At 56.5% G+C, this 16,392-nt stretch carries 13 protein-coding genes and 1 pseudogene; 8 read left to right on the plus strand and 6 right to left on the minus strand.

All coding sequences use genetic code 11. The annotated features are described in order from the left end of the window. The first annotated feature begins 1 nt into the window (after position 1). The 7 genes and pseudogenes from GRI91_RS14730 (at position 2) to GRI91_RS14760 (ending at position 7,114) form a co-directional block, all read left to right on the plus strand. A complete protein-coding gene (locus GRI91_RS14730; protein ID WP_160737434.1) occupies positions 2-394 on the plus strand; it encodes a RidA family protein in 393 nt (130 codons plus the stop codon). Next, complete coding sequence (locus GRI91_RS14735) at positions 391-1,536, plus strand: acyl-CoA dehydrogenase family protein (RefSeq protein ID WP_160737435.1); 1,146 nt, start codon at positions 391-393, stop codon at positions 1,534-1,536. The genes GRI91_RS14730 and GRI91_RS14735 overlap by 4 nt, the downstream gene beginning before the upstream one ends. Further along, positions 1,533-2,588, plus strand: a complete 1,056-nt coding sequence (locus GRI91_RS14740) for an enoyl-CoA hydratase/isomerase family protein (RefSeq protein ID WP_160737436.1) — start codon at positions 1,533-1,535, stop codon at positions 2,586-2,588. The genes GRI91_RS14735 and GRI91_RS14740 overlap by 4 nt, the downstream gene beginning before the upstream one ends. Before the next feature lie 165 nt (positions 2,589-2,753). After that, positions 2,754-3,659, plus strand: a pseudogene (cysD, locus tag GRI91_RS14745) (sulfate adenylyltransferase subunit CysD); the annotation flags it as partial. Next, the gene (cysN, locus tag GRI91_RS14750) at positions 3,659-5,578 is read left to right on the plus strand and encodes a sulfate adenylyltransferase subunit CysN (protein WP_160737438.1); all 1,920 of its coding nucleotides are present in this window, start codon (positions 3,659-3,661) and stop codon (positions 5,576-5,578) included. The pseudogene cysD and the gene cysN, both read left to right, overlap by 1 nt. 5 nt (positions 5,579-5,583) lie before the next feature. Beyond that, positions 5,584-6,330 (plus strand): 3'(2'),5'-bisphosphate nucleotidase CysQ, encoded by a 747-nt coding sequence (locus tag GRI91_RS14755; protein WP_160737486.1) that lies wholly within the window; start codon positions 5,584-5,586, stop codon positions 6,328-6,330. 1 nt (position 6,331) lies between these two features. Further along, the gene (locus GRI91_RS14760) at positions 6,332-7,114 is read left to right on the plus strand and encodes a sulfite exporter TauE/SafE family protein (RefSeq protein WP_160737439.1); all 783 of its coding nucleotides are present in this window, start codon (positions 6,332-6,334) and stop codon (positions 7,112-7,114) included. On the opposite strand, the gene GRI91_RS14765 is transcribed toward GRI91_RS14760, so the two are convergent. The 6 genes from GRI91_RS14765 to GRI91_RS14790 all read right to left on the minus strand — a co-directional run bounded on the left by GRI91_RS14765 (position 7,111) and on the right by GRI91_RS14790 (position 15,075). After that, positions 7,111-8,196, minus strand: coding sequence for a hypothetical protein (locus GRI91_RS14765; protein WP_160737440.1), 1,086 nt, complete (start codon positions 8,194-8,196; stop codon positions 7,111-7,113). The two genes, GRI91_RS14760 and GRI91_RS14765, sit on opposite strands and share 4 nt — an antisense overlap. Positions 8,197-8,280: 84 nt before the next feature. Beyond that, a complete protein-coding gene (locus GRI91_RS14770; RefSeq protein ID WP_160737441.1) occupies positions 8,281-10,509 on the minus strand; it encodes a GumC family protein in 2,229 nt (742 codons plus the stop codon). Between the two features lie 2 nt (positions 10,510-10,511). Next, positions 10,512-11,093 carry a polysaccharide biosynthesis/export family protein gene (locus GRI91_RS14775; RefSeq protein WP_160737487.1) on the minus strand — a complete coding sequence of 194 codons (582 nt, stop codon included), beginning with the start codon at positions 11,091-11,093 and terminating at the stop codon, positions 10,512-10,514. Between the two features lie 94 nt (positions 11,094-11,187). Further along, positions 11,188-12,558 (minus strand): O-antigen ligase family protein, encoded by a 1,371-nt coding sequence (locus GRI91_RS14780; protein ID WP_160737442.1) that lies wholly within the window; start codon positions 12,556-12,558, stop codon positions 11,188-11,190. 96 nt (positions 12,559-12,654) lie between these two features. Further along, positions 12,655-13,287 (minus strand): hypothetical protein, encoded by a 633-nt coding sequence (locus tag GRI91_RS15910; RefSeq protein ID WP_202385605.1) that lies wholly within the window; start codon positions 13,285-13,287, stop codon positions 12,655-12,657. Positions 13,288-13,686: 399 nt separating this feature from the next. Further along, positions 13,687-15,075 carry an exopolysaccharide biosynthesis polyprenyl glycosylphosphotransferase gene (locus tag GRI91_RS14790; RefSeq protein ID WP_160737443.1) on the minus strand — a complete coding sequence of 463 codons (1,389 nt, stop codon included), beginning with the start codon at positions 15,073-15,075 and terminating at the stop codon, positions 13,687-13,689. A 272-nt stretch (positions 15,076-15,347) separates the two neighbouring features. Between GRI91_RS14790 and GRI91_RS14795 the strand changes: the two genes are divergently transcribed. Beyond that, positions 15,348-16,031: a hypothetical protein gene (locus tag GRI91_RS14795; protein WP_160737444.1), complete on the plus strand. Its 684-nt coding sequence runs from the start codon at positions 15,348-15,350 to the stop codon at positions 16,029-16,031. Positions 16,032-16,392 lie beyond the last annotated feature (361 nt).

Consider the following 16,392-nt stretch of genomic DNA (forward strand, 5'->3'; position numbering starts at 1 on the left):
CATGAGCGATCGACGCTCTATCCCGCCCCAGTCGCCCTTCGAGGAATCGGCTGGCTTCACCCGAGGGTTGCGGCTGGGCAACCGGATCGAAATAGCGGGTACTATCGGCACCAATCAGGATGGCAGTGTTTCGCCCGATGCCGGTGCGCAGGCAGACCGCTGTTTTGAACTGATCACATCCTATGTCGAAGAACTCGGAGGGTCGCGTAATGATATTGTGCGCGTCCGAATGTTTGTTACAAACATGGCCGATGCCGACGCGGTTACGGCGAGCTTTTCGCGCGCTTTGAAAGATGTCCGCCCTACCGCCACACTGGTTGCCATAGCCGGGCTCTACGATCCGGCGTGGAAGGTGGAAATCGAAGCGGAGGCACAATTGGGAGAAAATGCGTGACCGATCCGTTTGAACTGACCGAAGACCAGCATGCCATGCAGGACATGGCGCGGCGCTTTACCGAAGAAGCCATCACCCCCTTCGCCGCAAAATGGGACGAAGAGCATATCTTCCCGCGCGATGTTATTCGCCGCGCGGCTGAACTCGGTTTCGGATCGATCTATGTGTCGGAGGAAAGCGGCGGCGCGGGTCTGGGGCGGATCGAGGCTGCTCTGATCATGGAGGCCATGGCCTATGGCTGCCCCGCGACCAGCGCGTTCCTGTCAATCCATAATATGGCGAGCTGGATCGTCGACAGTTTCGGTTCGGATGCGCTGAAGGCCAAATATATGCCCGCTATGGTCGGAATGGATCTGTTCGCATCCTATTGCCTGACTGAACCGCATTCCGGCTCCGATGCTGCGGCGCTCAAAACCAGCGCAGTGAAGGATGGCACCGATTACGTCATCTCCGGCTCCAAACAGTTCATTTCCGGCGCGGGCGCAAACGATCTTTACATCACCATGGTGCGCACAGGCGAAGACGGGCCGAAGGGCATTTCATGTCTGGTCGTCGAGAAAGACATGCCCGGCCTGTCCTTCGGCGCACCGGAGAAAAAGCTGGGCTGGCATGCCCAGCCGACCGCCACTGTCAATTTTGATGCCGTCCGTGTTCCGGCAGAAAATCTTGTTGGCGCAGAGGGACAGGGTTTTTCCATCGCGATGAGCGGGCTGGATGGGGGGCGCCTGAATATCGGTGCTTGTTCGCTTGGCGGGGCGCAGCGCTGTCTTGATGAGGCGATTTCCTACACCAAAGAGCGCCGCCAGTTCGGCCGCGCCCTTGCTGATTTTCAGAACACCCAATTCACGCTGGCCGACATGGCGACCGACCTCGAAGCATCACGCGCGCTGCTCTATCTCGCCGCGTCGAAAGTCACGCGCGGCACAGCGGACAAGACCCGCTTCGCCGCAATGGCAAAACGCCTCGCCACAGACAATGCCTCCGCCATTGCGGATCGCGCGCTACAATTGCATGGCGGCTATGGCTATTTGCAGGATTACCCGGTTGAGCGTTTCTGGCGCGATCTCAGGGTGCATTCGATCCTGGAAGGCACAAATGAGATCATGCGAATGATCGTGGGAAGGGATTTGCTGCGCGAATGAGCGACCATGTTCACATTCACCGTCATGGCTCCATCGGCCATATTTCACTGAACCGGCCCAAGGCTCTGCATTCACTGACCCTGCCCATGTGTCAGGCCATGACCGGCGCCTTGCTGGAATGGCGCGCCGATGACGGGATTGATGCCATCATCCTGGACCATGCCGAAGGCCGCGGCTTTTGCGCCGGGGGCGATGTCGCGCAGGTGCGGCAATCCGTGCTGGAGGATGGCGGCGAAGCGGGGGATGCCTTTTTCCGCGCGGAATATCAGCTTAACCATTTGCTCTTCACTTATCCCAAGCCCGTCATAGCTTTCATGGACGGGGTAACCATGGGCGGCGGTGTCGGCCTCTCGCTTCCCGCGCAATATCGGATAGCGACTGAAAACACGCTATTCGCCATGCCGGAGGGAGCGATCGGACTCTTCCCCGATATTGGTGCGGGCTGGTATCTCGCCCGATTGCCCGGACGGATTGGACCGTTTCTCGCGCTTACCGGCGCTCGCCTGGATGGGGCTGAATGCCTCTGGGCAGGCCTCGCAACGCATTATTTGGCCAGCGAAGCATGCGCCAAGGCAAAGAGCGAGATCATCGCCAGACCGCATGCCATCGCGGACATTCTGGCCGAATTGTCGGTACCCGCACCTGAAGCGCGTCTGGCGCGCAATCAGGAGAAAATCGATCTCCTGTTTGCCTCAGACCAATTGGAAGAGATTGTTGATGCGCTGAGCGGAGACGGCGCCGAATGGGCGGCCAAGGAACTGAAAAGTGTCACCGCCAAAAGCCCGCTCAGCAGCAAGGTCGCTCTAAAACTGATCGGTCAGGGGTTGCAGCGTCAGGATTTTGCGGCGGAAATGAAGGCGGAATATGCCTTGGCCACCCATATGATCCGGCAACCCGATTTTGCCGAAGGCGTCCGCGCTGTGCTGGTAGACAAGGATAACAGCCCTGCGTGGCAGGCTGATTCGGCAGCAGGCGTGTCGGATACCCTTGTCGAAGCGCTCTTCACACCGCTGGCGCCAGCCGATGAGTGGAGTCCCTTGCCCGGCAGCTGACTTTTCTTCTTCAAAGCAATGACACGTAAATAGCGGAAACGCTGGCCCGACGGGATCTGTTTAGGGGCGGAAAAGAAATTCTCGCCCCCTTTCACCTTGCGATTGTGCAATGCAACTTGCAACCACTGCAATAAGCATCGGCACAATCGAAAGGCTCCTTACGTCCTCATGCAGCGCCTAACCCATCTCGAGCGGCTTGAAGCTGAAAGCATTCACATCATGCGCGAAGTCGTGACCGAAACGCAAAATCCGGTCATGCTCTATTCCGTCGGTAAAGACAGCGCGGTGATGCTCCATCTGGCGAAGAAAGCATTTTACCCTTCCCCGCCGCCCTTCCCGCTGATGCATGTCGATACGACATGGAAGTTCCAGGACATGTACCGGCTGCGGAACAAGGCCGCCGACGATGCGGGAATGGAACTGCTCATCCATCAAAATCCGGAAGCTCTGGAGCGCGGGATCAATCCCTTCGACCATGGCGCGCTGCATACGGATATGTGGAAGACCGAGGGGCTTAAGCAAGCGCTGACCAAACACGGTTTCGATGCGGCTTTTGGCGGAGCACGGCGCGATGAGGAAAAGAGCCGCGCGAAAGAGCGAATCTTCTCCTTCCGCACCGCCAGCCATGGCTGGGACCCGAAAAACCAGCGCCCGGAATTGTGGAACCTCTATAACGCCCGCAAAGCCAAGGGTGAGAGCATTCGCGTCTTCCCGCTGAGCAATTGGACCGAGCTTGATATCTGGCAATATATCATGGCCGAAAATATCGAGATCGTGCCGCTGTACATGGCCAAGCAGCGCCCCACGGTGGAACGTGACGGCATGCTGCTGATGGTTGATGATGATCGCTTCCCGCTGGAACCGGGGGAAGAGCCGCAGATGCGCTCCATCCGTTTCCGTACGCTGGGCTGCTACCCGCTGACCGGCGCTGTGGAAAGCACCGCCTCCACCTTACCCGAAGTGGTGCAGGAAATGCTGCTTACCACCACCTCCGAACGTCAGGGGCGCGCGATTGACCGCGATGCCGGTGATGCTTCGATGGAGAAGAAGAAGCAGGAGGGCTATTTCTGATGTCGGATAAACAGATCAACGATCCGGTCTACAAGACCGACGCCCTCATCGCTGAGGATATCGATGCCTATCTCGATATGCATCAGAATAAGGGCATGCTGCGCTTCATCACCTGTGGCAGCGTGGATGATGGGAAATCGACCCTGATCGGCCGCCTGCTTTACGATTCCAAGATGATCTTTGAAGATCAACTGGCCGCGCTGGAAGCCGATTCCAAACGCGTCGGCACGCAGGGTCAGGAAATCGACTTCGCGCTGCTGGTGGATGGGCTTGCGGCTGAACGCGAACAGGGCATCACCATCGATGTCGCCTATCGCTTTTTCTCGACCGAGAAGCGCAAATTCATCGTCGCCGATACGCCCGGCCATGAACAATATACGCGCAATATGGTCACGGGCGCCTCCACCGCCGATCTCGCCGTTATCCTGATCGATGGACGCAAAGGCATATTGCCGCAGACCAAGCGCCATTCCTATCTCGCCCATCTGATCGGCATTCGCCACATCGTGCTGGCCGTGAATAAGATGGATCTGGTCGGTTATGACCGCGACATCTTCGATAACATCGTCAGGGACTACCGCGAATTCGCCAGCGAGATTGGCATCACCGATTTCACTGCGATTCCGATTTCCGGCTTCAAGGGCGACAATATCACTGTTGCCCCATCGGACAACACACCGTGGTATGAAGGGCCCAGCCTGATCGACCATCTCGAAACGGTCGAAATCGCCAATGTGGCAGCGCAAGCCCGCAGCTTCCGCATGCCGGTCCAGTGGGTGAACCGACCCAATCTGGATTTCCGCGGTTTTTCCGGCTTGATCTCCGACGGTGAAATCGCGCCCGGTCAGCAGGTCCGCGTCGTTCCCTCGGGCAAAACCAGCACAGTGAAAAGCATCGTCACCATGAATGGCGACCTTGATCGGGCCGTAACGGGCCAGTCCGTCACCATCCGATTGGAAGATGAGGTGGATTGCAGCCGCGGCGACGTTCTGGCCGCAGCCGATGATCCACCGGAAAGCGCCGATCAGTTCGAATCCACCCTTGTCTGGATGAGTGATGAAAAACTGATTCCGGGCCGCGGCTACTGGTTGAAACTCGCCAGCCAGACGGTAACGGCCACGATTGCCGAACCGAAATATGAAGTTGACGTCAACACGCTGGACCATCTGGCGGCCAAGACCCTCGACCTCAATTCCATCGGTGTGGCTGAAGTCACGACCGATCGCCCGATCGTGTTCGAACCATATAGTGACAGCCGTCAGCTCGGCTCTTTCATTTTGGTCGACAAGATCACCAATGCCACCGTCGCCGCCGGGATGATCCATTTCAGCCTGCGCCGCGCGCAGAATGTGCATTGGCAGCCAACATCGATCACGCGCGAAAACCATTCCGCGATGAAGAATCAGAAGCCGGCCGTGCTTTGGTTCACTGGCCTTTCCGGTTCTGGCAAATCCACCATCGCCAATCTGGTGGAGATGCGTCTGGCAAGAATGAACCGGCATACCTTCCTGCTGGACGGCGACAATGTCCGCCATGGCCTGAACAAGGATCTGGGCTTTACCGAGGCCGACAGAATCGAAAATATCCGCCGCGTGGGTGAAGTCGCCAAGCTGATGACCGATGCAGGCTTGATCGTGATCACCGCCTTTATCAGCCCCTTCCGCGCCGAGCGTGAGATGGTACGCAATATGCTGCCTGAAGGCGAATTCATTGAAGTGCATATCGACACGCCGCTATCGGTTGCCGAGGAACGCGATGTGAAAGGCCTGTACAAGAAGGCCCGTCGGGGCGACCTGAAGAACTTCACCGGGATCGACAGTCCGTATGAGGAACCCGAAAAGCCCGAAATCCGCATTGATACGACCGCGATGACACCGGAAGAAGCCGCGGATTTCATCATTGGAAAACTCATTCCATGAGCGGCATGAACGACGCCGAACTGGCTGCCCATCTCGCGCATTGTGCGGGCAAAATCCTGCTGGAAGTTCGCGATAGCCGCATGTTCACGGGCAAGGCGCTGGGCAAGGCCGGTGATCAGACCGCCAACCAGTTTCTGGTCCATGCATTGCGTGAACAGCGCCCGGAAGACGGCCTGCTATCGGAAGAAAGCAAGGACACGGCAGAACGCCTTGGTAAGGAGCGTGTGTGGATCGTAGATCCGGTCGACGGCACCCGCGAATATGGTGAGGAACGCTCCGACTGGGCGGTTCATGTCGGGCTCGCCGTGAACGGCGTGCCTGAAATTGGGGCGGTTGCCCTGCCCGGGCTTGATGGTGGCATCGTTTTGAGAACCGATCAGCCAGCTGCCCTGCCCGATCATCAGGGCGCGCCGCGTTTGCTGGTCAGCCGCACCCGTCCCGCGGCTGAAGCCGTCGCTGTCGCTGATCAACTTGGCGGCGAATTGGTGCCAATGGGCTCAGCCGGTGCGAAGGCCATGGCAGTAGTGCGCGGAGAGGCGGAAATCTATCTGCATTCCGGCGGGCAATTTGAATGGGACAGCTGCGCACCAGCCGCCGTCGCCAAGGCGCATGGACTGCATATCAGCCGGATCAATGGCAGCCCGCTGATCTATAATCAGGCCGATACCTATATGCCGGATCTGCTCATTTGCCGGCCGGAATGGGCCGAAACAGTGCTCAGCGCGGTTGCCGCCATGGATTCGGCCCGGTGACATGGAGTTTGGCTACTCCGTAGCTGGGGCCTTCGTCGGCTTCATGGTCGGTTTAACGGGCGTTGGCGGCGGATCGCTGATGGCGCCCTTGCTGATCATGCTGTTCGGTTTCAGTCCGGCCGTGGCGATCGGTACGGATCTGTGGTTCGCGGCCATTACCAAATCGGTCGGCGGGATCATTCATCACCGGATGGGCTCCGCCGATTGGCAGATCATACGCCGTCTGGCGCTGGGCAGCATTCCCGCTGCTCTGGCTACACTTTTATGGCTCGGCTTTGTGCATTCGGGAAAACTGGATGCCGGCATATTGCTGAAACTGCTCAGCTTCGCACTAATCCTGACTGCCTGCATAATGCCGTTCAAAGAGCGACTTCGGTTGCCGCTTATGCGTCTGAAGAACGCCTCCGGAGCGCGCCTGCGTCAGCGCCAGATTATTGTCACAATTGGCGGCGGGGCGGTGATCGGCGGCTTGGTTACGCTCACATCGGTAGGGGCCGGCGCGCTGGTGGCTATGCTGCTCACGCTTGTCTATCCCGTAAGGATGAATGCCAAGCGTATTGTCGGCACCGATCTGATCCACGCCATTCCGCTCGCCCTCATTGCCGCGATTGGCCATTCGCTGCTCGGAAATTTCGATGGAATGCTGCTTGGCGCATTATTGCTAGGATCCATTCCCGGCATCATTCTCGGCTCGCTGGCCTCGAAATATGTCAACGAAAAATGGGTTCGGATCGCACTCGCGGCGATGCTCCTGATCTCCGCTCTCAAGCTCCTGACAAGCTAGATCGAAGGCTCAAAGCGCAGATCCATATTGCGCCAATCACCTCGCGGCAGATAGAGGTCGATCCGCTGCGCTGGACAATCCTGACCCAGCGTAACTGGATGCGCCGTTCCGCTCAGCTGCTGCCTGAAATGGGCGCTTCGCACCTGTTCTCCGCTCATGTCGTAGCAATATAGCCGCATCTCAGGCGCCCCCGCACCATCTTCACTCTCCAATGCGACGGAATAGCGCCCAGCCGGCTGCATCATCCAGCGTCGGGCGGCCAGCCGTGGCAATGGATCGTAATTCCTTACGTTCATTACGGGCTGCTTTGCATCCGTCGTGAATATCCGATTGACCCCGGAAGATTTGGGATAGGTCCAGGCAAAGGGGCCATGAGCCTTGTCCGATGCAAGAAAGCGAGCGCTGCTATCTGAATGCGGCCCTGCATCGCGGCATGGCCCCCTATCCCAGACCTGTCGCGCCGCGCTGAATTCACCGTCATGGCGCAGCCTGTTCGCGGCTTGACCAAGCCCTGCGCAATCCACGGCTAATTTACGTTTGCCCACGGCTTGAATCAGTGTGACATAAGCTGGCGAGGATAGCTTATTACCCGATCTGAGGATCAGGAAGTCACGATAGTCCGGGGCCCCGGCCAACCGATCCATCAGCGCATCCCTCGCTGCCGGAACCGCAATCTGAAGCTCTAACCATGGGATGAGCGTTTCCAGCGGGACCGAACGGCGCCAGAGGGCCTCACTGCGCTGCGCTGCCACAGGCCAGTCCTCGCCCTGGGCCGCAACCTGCAAAAGTGCAAATTGTGACAAACGATCACGCCAGCCGCGCTCTGCTGCATGCCAGACCGCTTGTTGCGCGAGCCCCGGCCGCGCCACCAAGTCGGCCGAAATCGCCAGTGCGGAAAGGCTCTCCGCCGGAATCGGCCGTGCAGAAACGAGATCCTGCGCATGCTGGAAGGCGTCTTGGGACCTGCCCTCCTTCAACGCCTGCTGCGTCTGCGTCACATATGTATAATTACGAAAGGTGGTGGGTACATATTGCCCCCACTCAGGGTCGTCCCGCGTCGCGAAGTCAAGCTGCGCAAACATGGTGACGCATGCGGTGCACGCCAGCACCCCATATACCACAAGACGGAAAGGCCAGCTCAAAGCTGCGCTCCTACCGGCCGAAGATTACGCTTCCGCCGTCTCGTCACGGCCGTAGCGATAATATTTGTAGCCATAATAGCCATAGTCACCACCGGCTGCCTGCGGATCGAACTTGGTCAGCACGGCGCCCAGTACATTAGCGTGTACCAGATGCAAACGCCGCAACGCCGCCTTGATCGCACCGCGATGGCCCTGCGATGCATCGATGATCACCATCACAGCTTCTGCATGCGCGGCCAGTGTCGGCGCATCGGACAGGCCCAGCAGAGGAGGGCTATCAATGATCACCGTGTCGAAAAGCTGTTCGGCTTGCTGCAACACTTCACCCATACGCGGTCCGCCCAACAACACCGATGGATCGGGTGGAATGGGCAAGGCTGTCATGTAAAACAGGTTTGGCTGATCCTCAGTCTGGAAAATGGCATCTTCAAAGCTCATCAGACCAGCGAGCAGATCTGTCAGGCCTTTTTGCTTAGGAACACCGTAATAGCGATGCACGGTAGGGCGCCGCAAATCACCATCAATCAGCAAAACTTTCCGGCCCAGACGCGCCAAATCATAAGCAATGGCTGAGGCGCTGCTGGTTTTGCCCTCGCCTTCCTGAGCGCTGGTAATAACCAGGGACCGGGGCAAACCGTTACGCGTCGCGTAATTCAGATTGGTCACCAGTGAGTGATAGGCTTCGCTGACATCGGATTTGCGGTCGATATTAATCTGCCGCAGCGCGTTCTCGTCAGTTTTGGGCACCAAGCCCAATAGGGGCAGGCCCAGCTTGCGCTCAACATCATCAGGCGCACGGATTACATCGTCGAAATATTCGCGCAAGAATACGATCGCAGTTGCCAGCGCCAATCCCAGTAGGATCGACAAAGCGAGGTTCATCACCAGATTGGGTGAAGAAGGTACCCGCGGAATGGCGGCACGATCCACGATGGATACGTTGTTGGATGCCGCGCCAGCCGTGGCGTTGAGCTGGTTATAGCGTTCCAGCAGCGAATCATAAAGCGCACGGTTAGTCTCCGTGACGCGCTTAAGCACGTTGAACTGAACGCCGCGATCCTGTTCATCCAGAGCGGAATTGCGCAGGTCAGAAACCCTGTTTTCGAGTGATTTCTCCTGATCGAGCGCGGATTGGTAATCAAGATAGACAGCCCGCTTAATCGAATTCCCGATGGATTCGATCCGCTGATTAAGTTGTTCGACCTGCGCGACCAGGGCCTGAACACTCGGGTGCTCTTCGAGATGGCGCGCACGTTCTTTGGCCAGTTCGGTTTCAACGCGCGAACGTTCCTGCAGCAGATTTTGCACAGCCGGATTGGTCAGAACCTGCGTCACCGACAGGACCGGGACATTGGCAATATTGCGCCACCGGTCTTCGGCCTCAATGCGGGCGGCTGTCGCACTGCTTGCAGCACTGTTGGCCTGTACCAGGCTGTCGTTCGTAACCGAGAGCGTCGTGTCGTTTTTATCGTTTCCCTGAGACGTCACACGGATCAGCCCAGCCTCGCGCGAATACTGGTTCAGTTCGCGTTCCGATTCCTCCAGTTGCTGGCGCGCTTCGTCCAATTGCTGCGACAGGAAACTCCGCGCATAAGAGGAAGAATCGAACTTCCGGTTGAGATTGCTCTCGATGTAGTTCTCGGCGACAGCATTGGCGATGCGGGCAGACAAAACCGGGTCAGCACTTTCAAACTGAATTGCAACGAGACGGCTGGTTGCCGGCAGGCTGACTTTCAGATTTTCGCTCAGGAGCTTCAGCGCCTGATCCTGCCGATAATTTGCCAGCGCTTCTTCGCCAGTTACATTATCGGGCGCATTTTCGGCCGATGGCATATCGGCGCTGAAACCTTCGAAAAAGCGCGGATCATTTGCCAGGTCTTCGTCCTGAATGACCCTTAAGGCCAGTGCCCGGCTTTCAATAACGTCTACTTGTGTCTGGAGGAAGCGTTCGGCATCCTGATAGGAGCCAACCGGCGTCAGTTCGCTATTTTCAATGATCTGATCCGCTTCTTGCTCGACCAATATAGTCGACGTCGCCTGATATTTCGGCACCATCAACATCGTTGCCAAAATTCCCAGCGCGGCACAAATGACGACTGCGAGGATAATCCAGATCAGGTTGCGGCGGATTGCGGCAAAGATACGGTGCAGATTGATTTCGAGAAAGGAATCGTCCTGCTCAGAATACGCCGTATCCTGATCGAACAATTCAGGCTCGTCCGAACGCTGCGCCTGTCTGTGAAGCTCGTTCATTTTCAGTAATTCCGGAAGATGTTGAACAGCGGAGCTGCATCGATAAAGTCGCGATACGCCCCCTTCAGCGCAGAGAAGCCAACAACGATCTGATCGCCGCCAAGTATTTCAGGATCGGGAGCCTTACCTTCGCGAATAGCGCCCAGATCAAACACCGCCCCCATGCGCTGTCCTTCTACTGTCCGGAACACCAGCACTTCATCAACTACAGCCACCCGGGTCACACCCTTGGCCCGCGCAATAGCCTCCATCAGAGTAGAATTGCCGGCGATTTCGTAAACTCCAGGATCGGCTACATTACCGCCAACGGTCACCCGCTGAGCCGCCGATTTGATCACCCCCACAGCGACTTGTGGATCACGAAGATATCTCTGGCCCAGCCTGTCGGCTATTTCCTGGCTGAGTTCGTAGGGGGTTTTGCCTTCGGCAATTGTTTGCCCAATCAGCGGCACGTTGATGCTGCCGCTGGCATCAACCTGAATTTCATCGAAAGAGAGTTCGGGTTCCTGAAAAACGCGAAGCGAAAGGCTGTCCAATGCGCCGATCCGGTAATCGGCCGTTTGCCGCTCTGTGGCTGGCGGCATCACGGCATAGGCAGCCTCCCCTCTAGGAAGGTTTGCAGAAGGAGAAAAACATCCGGACAAAGCGCATGAAATAAGCGCCACTCCCAGGGTGGTCCTAAACAATATTTGATTCCTTCCCGTCCGAATAGGTGTTTACGCTTAGCAGAGAGAAGTAAAAAGCTGCAACACACAGCATCGCAAGATTTCGTAACGGGTAATCTACAAATGACTGCAGAGCGATGGATAAAAGCGCTGCTGCACTGGCGATTTGCAAGGGGTCTTTTAATCCGCGCCGCTTAACCAACGACGCTGCACAATACGTACACCACGCAAATATCAGCAAAATGCCTGTTATTCCGTTTTCGAGAGCAATTTCGAGATAGTCATTATGCGCTCGCCCTGCCCGCCGACCCGAAACATGCTCCAGCGCTTCGTCGAGCTGATAGACTTCGTCAAAAGTCCCCGCGCCGCTTCCCACTGGCCAGAACCGTTTTGTTGCATCCACAGTATCCGCCCATATCAGGGGGCGGCGATCCTCCAGTGTTGTTTCGAAGCGATCGGCAGTTTGTGCAATCTTGGCGTTTTGAAGCAGCAACATAGCGCCAAAGGCAACCAACAATGATCCGCCAAATAAAGCGATCAAGACGCGCCGCGTTGCCGGTCCTTTTCGGCCGCCGAACAAACGCAGGCCAAGCGCAAGCAAGGGCACGATCAGGAGCAAGGTGGAGGAGCGTGACTGCGTGAGAACCACCCCAACGGTCAGCAGACAAGCCATAGCTATCCCCGCAATCGGCCACCAGGTTCCTTTGAGACGCCTGAAGGGCATTGCGAGTAAAGCACATAGTGCGAGCACGAAAAACAAGCCGGAGCTGTTATGGTTGGCGAATGAGGCGTAAAGGTAATGCCTGTTGCCGCCGTCATAGATCTGGAACTGCCCACCGGAAACGAGTTGCAAACCGCCGAGCAGCAAACTCACCCCTGAACCGACCGCCGCAAACAGTATCAGCACTTTCCAGCGGCGATCAGCAGGTATCGCAGCGGCAAAAATTAATACGGCAAGGCAAGGCACCAGCGAAAGCAGGCTGAGCAAGGTGAGATTGCTGTTTACCGTAATGGGACGCCAGCTTTGTTCCTGCCCGATCAGCGCGAGAGATATTTCTACGCTCTCTCTCCCCGGCATGACCGTCCAGAGAAAGGGCGGCAAAGAGACAAGCTGCAATAACGGCACGCAGATGGTCACTGCCAACAACCAGAGAAGCCCCTTCGGTGTTTCGCGAAGGAAGCGGCGAATGAGATCCGGCTGAAGTGCGAGCAGCAGAATAGCCGCAAGCTGCACGATAAGGTTATGGATGGGAAAGCCTCGGCCGCCGCCGCCAAATCCCAGAGCCAGCGCAAGAAACACAGCCAGGCTTGTAATTGCCACTGCCGCCCGTTTCGAAATGTCTTGGGAGTATCCGGCGGTGTGCTTTATCGAACCGCCAGCCAAGCCGCCTGAAGTCACACTTTCACTTTCCCAATAAAAACCCGGCCAAGGCTAAACTCTGACCGGGTAAAGATATCGCTCTATATGATGGGAAAACTATCAGGTACCGGCAGAGACATCATCATCGTCGTCGTCATCATTGATGCCCGGCACCTTGACAACTCCACTCGCTACGGCTCCTGCGGCTACGGCACCTGCTGCGGCCGCGACCCCCGCGGCACCGATACCACCTGCGGCGGCGGCACCAGCCCCTGCTGCGCCGGCGGCACCAGCCCCTGCTGCACCACCAGCAGCACCGCCGGCTGCACCACCAGCACCGCCGGCTGCACCACCAGCACCGCCGGCTGTACCACCAGCACCGCCGGCTGTACCACCAGCACCGCCTGCACCTGTGCCGCCTGCACCTCCGCCGCCTACTTGACCAGCGACAACCTCGCCAGCCTGAAAGAGGTTAGCAGAAGCAATATCTTCCGATCGCATTGCGGGAACCGCAGATCGCATAGCCTCAGGCGCGGTTCGTACCAGTGCGGCCGCATCGGCTGAACGGGCATCGCGAATGGCAGCCAATTGATCGTGCTGCGATACAGTATCGGTCAGACTGCCGCGCATTTGCGCCGGAACAGCATCAGCAGCCTTAACCGCCGCCGAGGTCGGCGCCGTGAAAGATGCAAAGGATATTGTCGCGACAGCCATCGCTGCTGCAGAAATCGAAAGAGTATTACGAAGTTTCATTTCCGTTCCCTTCAAGGATTGGAGTCACGGACTTACGAACATTTACGTACTGCAATGCACAATCACGCGCAAATCGAATCTTGATTGCCGGCGTCGCATCTTCCTGCAATCACTCATTTTTACGCTAAACTGTTCCATAAAAGCGACAAACCGACAGCCGAACCATCTTGCATTCGCCTGAATACAGTTTTCAAAAGTGTTAATAACAAGAAATAATGAACTCTTGCGATTCGACTGCTTCTAAAAAGAGGCTCTTTAGAGCTGCTGACGGATTACTTGCCCTTTATTAGTGCGCCGCGCCGCAACACAACGCCATCAGGCGGGCCCAACTACCAGCAAATAATCTGCGATCTATATATAGCCCTGTGTGATACTGAACCTCTCAGTGGAAATACGCGCTTAGAATGCACGATGGTGAATCAACACCGTCGCGGTACGAAATATAATCGTGATATCTTTCCAGATACTCCAGCTGCGGACATATTCCAGATCGGATTGCAGCCGGTCAGTCAGATCACGCTCCTGATCTGTCGCCCCTCGATAGCCGCGAACTTGCGCCAGACCGGTGAGACCAGGTTTAAGCGAGTGTCGCCGCCAATATCGGGAGTCCACTTCCCAGAACAGCTTATTCCCGGCCAGCGAACCAACGGCATGGGGTCTCGGGCCGACCAGACTCATGTCTCCTTTGAGAACATTGATCAGCTGTGGCAGCTCATCCAAACTGGTTCGCCTCAGGATGCTACCAATCTTGGTTATCCGGTCATCATCTTTCGATGCCGACTGGCTCCCCGTGGCATCTGATCGCTCCGCGCGCATCGATCGGAACTTGAGCATTTCAAAAAACCTGTTTCCGCGGCCAAGCCGGCGCTGCACGAAGAAAACCGGCCCGCCATCCTCCAGCTTGATGAGTAACGCGATAATCAGGAATAGCGGGATGAGCGCCATCAGGGCGGCGATGGTCACCGATAAATCCAGAACACGCTTCCCGACACGCGAACGTAAGCCAAGAGGTCCCGTGGATATGACCAGCGACGTAAAATTCGTCTCTCGCATCAGCGCAACTGCGCCCAGATCGTGCAATTGTTCGGAAACCACTTCCCCGTTCACACCCGCCGCGCGCAATACGAATGCCCACTCTTCACGATCAGCGATCGGGCAACTTACAATCACCCTATCCATGTTGAGAGCGTAGCGACCGAAACGGTCGAGTACATTCGGGTCATTACGTGAAACGGTAAGATTGTGCTCTTCTGCCTGAATGTGAAAAGCATGTTCCATCGATACTGGCGGACCGCCAGCATCGACGAGCAGTATATTCTGCATAGACGGGCCAAAGTTACGCAATTGCAACTGAGCGACCACAGCTCTTGTCGCCTGCATCAGCACAAACGACAGCACCAGCCCCACGGACAACACACCGCGAGAAAAATTCAGGTCTTCGCGGATATAAAACTGCAGAAATGTGAGCAGAACTGCTGAGGTAAAAAGGGCCGAGAGCAAGCGGGAGAATGCAAACTTCAGGTCGCTCAGCGCACGAATGGAATATACGTTTTGATACAGGCCCAGCGTGAGAAAAATGGGCAGCAAGATCTGCACTTCGCTGGATAGAGGTGCAAAATGAGCGCCAGAATTGAACAGATACGCAGCCAGCGTAAATGCCGTCACTAGGATCAGACAATCGGTTATCACAAGCGCCAGATAGGAGCGCAAACGCCCTTTCTCGAGCGACTTTGCCAAAGGCTTACCCGTCCGCGCAGCCAAAGGTAGAATTCGCGCCGGAGCGTTCATTACTGTTTTCTCATCCAAATTCCCCAAATTGGATTGATTCGTATCAATACTGAGCTCTGCATTACCAGAAAGTAACATTTAAGAAGACGAAAAAGCGTGGTTAATTTTTCGTTCAATTTCACCGAATTCGCCGATTGTTTGGGATGATATCCGAGTCTTTACGCGATGCTACGCAGGAACGCGAACACGCAGTCCCGCATATGGCGGAGAGAACGCGAAGGGCACGTTATTAACCAAGAATTCCAGCAGGTCACCGAACTTGTGAGGAATTTATGGAACATGCCCCCTATCGCCGCAGACATAGAGTAGTCGCTTTACGGCAACTTGTTGCCTATTTGCCTTTCCCCTTTTTCAAAATCGCTTTTGCAGTGCCGCTCATCCTGACCATCCCGCAACCTGCTCAGGCAACGCTATGGCTCGACAATGATCCCGAAGTGACCAGTTTCAAGCTGGAGTCGCATAACCACAATCTGATAGATCCAAATGAAGTCCATCCATCCTCGCGCCCTGTAAAACCGGGTGAGGTGGCAATGCCCACTACCGCTGGGCACAGCCTTGCTCCATCGAATGTGGGGGATGCGCAGCAATCAACTGCAAACGCGCCTGAAAAGGCAGACACTGTTCCCTATACGAGCTCGCTGCCAGCAGATGAGCGGAGGCGATGGTTCAAGAAAGTTGCGCGTTATGAAGCGGCATTCCAGATGCTTAATCTGGTAGATGCCGTGCAAACCTACACCTTCGTCAAAGATCATGGGATGGAGGAGGCAAACCCGCTCTATGGCAAAGACCCATCCCTTGCGACTATCGCAGGGATCAAATTTGCCAGTGCAGCGGTGCATTTTCTGGCCAGCCGATTTCTCGTGGAGCATGAGCCGGATCTGGTTTTGCCCTTCCAGAAGGTAACATTGGCGATCCAGGGCGGCGTGGTTACATGGAACATGCAGCACACCTTTTAGCTCAGATATCTGTTTCCGATGCAGACAGCTTTCTCAAGCGGCTGCCGTCCGGCGTTGGGTAAAGACTCTTGATCAGTCGATGTCTTCCTGCCGGACAAAGCCTTCGGTGGCTAAGTGGTTGGCGAAGCTTTCGACATGTCCGGACCAGCTGGCCGAGCCAACCTATCGTTCCCACATTATAATTGCGCTCCACACTTTACCTGGGCTGGGGAGATCTCAAGCATCTAACCCAAAGCCCACCAAAGGTTGGGACCGTCTTGTAGCACAGGGCTCAATCGCCGGAGCAAAGTCACCTGAGTGCGTTGATTGAGGGGTAAATTTCGTTGCGCAACAAAAAAGGCCGGGAGCGGTGAGCTCCCGG

The sequence above is a fragment of the Altericroceibacterium endophyticum genome (assembly GCF_009827595.1).
GTDB classification, from domain to species: domain Bacteria; phylum Pseudomonadota; class Alphaproteobacteria; order Sphingomonadales; family Sphingomonadaceae; genus Altericroceibacterium; species Altericroceibacterium endophyticum.